Genomic DNA, 1,169 nt, shown 5'->3' on the forward strand with positions numbered 1-1,169 from the left:
GCGGCGCCGGGCGTGGGCAAGACCTACACCATGCTGACCCGCGCGCAGGAAAAGCCCGAGGAAATGGGCGTCCTGCAGGAACGCATCACCTCGACCAAGAACGGTTCGATCACCTCGATCCAGGCCGTCTACGTTCCCGCGGATGACCTGACCGACCCGTCGCCGGCGACCACCTTCGCCCACCTGGACTCGACCGTGACCCTGTCGCGTTCGATCGCTTCGCTGGGTATCTACCCGGCCGTCGATCCGCTGGATTCCACCAGCCGCCAGATGGACCCGCTGGTCATCGGCCACGAGCACTACGACACCGCCCAGCGCGTCCAGCAGACCCTGCAGAAGTACAAGGAACTGAAGGACATCATCGCCATCCTGGGCATGGATGAACTGTCCGAGGAAGACAAGCAGGCCGTGTCGCGCGCCCGCAAGATCGAGCGCTTCTTCAGCCAGCCGTTCCACGTGGCCGAAGTGTTCACCGGTTCGCCGGGCAAGTACGTGCCGCTGAAGGACACCATCCGTGGCTTCAAGGCCATTGTCGATGGCGAATACGACCACCTGCCGGAGCAGGCGTTCTACATGGTCGGCGGCATCGAAGAAGCGGTTGAGAAGGCCAAGAAGATGGCTGAGAAGGCCTGATCATGAGCACCATTCGTTGCGACATCGTCAGCGCTGAACAGGAAATCTTCCGTGGCGAAGCGACCCTGGTCGTGGCGACCGGTGAGCTGGGCGAGCTGGGCATTGCGCCCAAGCACGCCCCGCTGATCACCCGACTCAAGCCCGGCAAGGTCGTGGTCACCACGCCGAACGGCGAGCAGCTGGATTTCGCCATTTCCGGCGGCATCCTGGAAGTGCAGCCGCAGGTGGTGACCGTGCTGGCCGACACCGCGATCCGCGCACAGGACATCGACGAAGCCTCGGTCCGTAAGGCCAAGGAAGAAGCCGAGCGTATCCTGGCCAACCGCGGTGAAGCCATGGAAGTGGCCGAAGCCCAGCAGAAGCTGGCTGAGGCCGTGGTGCAGCTGCAGGCGCTGGAGCGTCTGCGCAAGACCCTCAAGCACTGAGGTTCGCGCCCTACCGCAGAAACGCCGGCCACGTGCCGGCGTTTTTGTTTGTGCGGTCGGCGCGGTAAAACCAACGGCGCGACAGATCGACCGGGCAAAAACCGACGGGGA

Annotated in this window: 1 protein-coding gene and 1 pseudogene; both read left to right on the plus strand. The window is 63.9% G+C overall.

All coding sequences use genetic code 11. The features are described 5' to 3' along the window. A pseudogene (locus ACQKDV_RS08180) lies at positions 1-633 on the plus strand (F0F1 ATP synthase subunit beta); the annotation flags it as partial. A 2-nt stretch (positions 634-635) separates the two neighbouring features. Next, positions 636-1,058, plus strand: coding sequence for a F0F1 ATP synthase subunit epsilon (locus ACQKDV_RS08185; protein WP_005411127.1), 423 nt, complete (start codon positions 636-638; stop codon positions 1,056-1,058). The last annotated feature ends 111 nt before the right edge of the window (positions 1,059-1,169 follow it).

The organism is Stenotrophomonas sp. NPDC077659 (genome assembly GCF_050268705.1).
In the GTDB taxonomy this organism is placed as follows: Bacteria; Pseudomonadota; Gammaproteobacteria; order Xanthomonadales; family Xanthomonadaceae; genus Stenotrophomonas.

Bases quoted from the DNA above. Each gene is read 5' to 3' on its own strand.
- ACQKDV_RS08185 (WP_005411127.1), top strand. From the start codon at position 636: ATGAGCACCATTCGTTGCGACATCGTCAGCGCTGAACAGGAAATCTTC.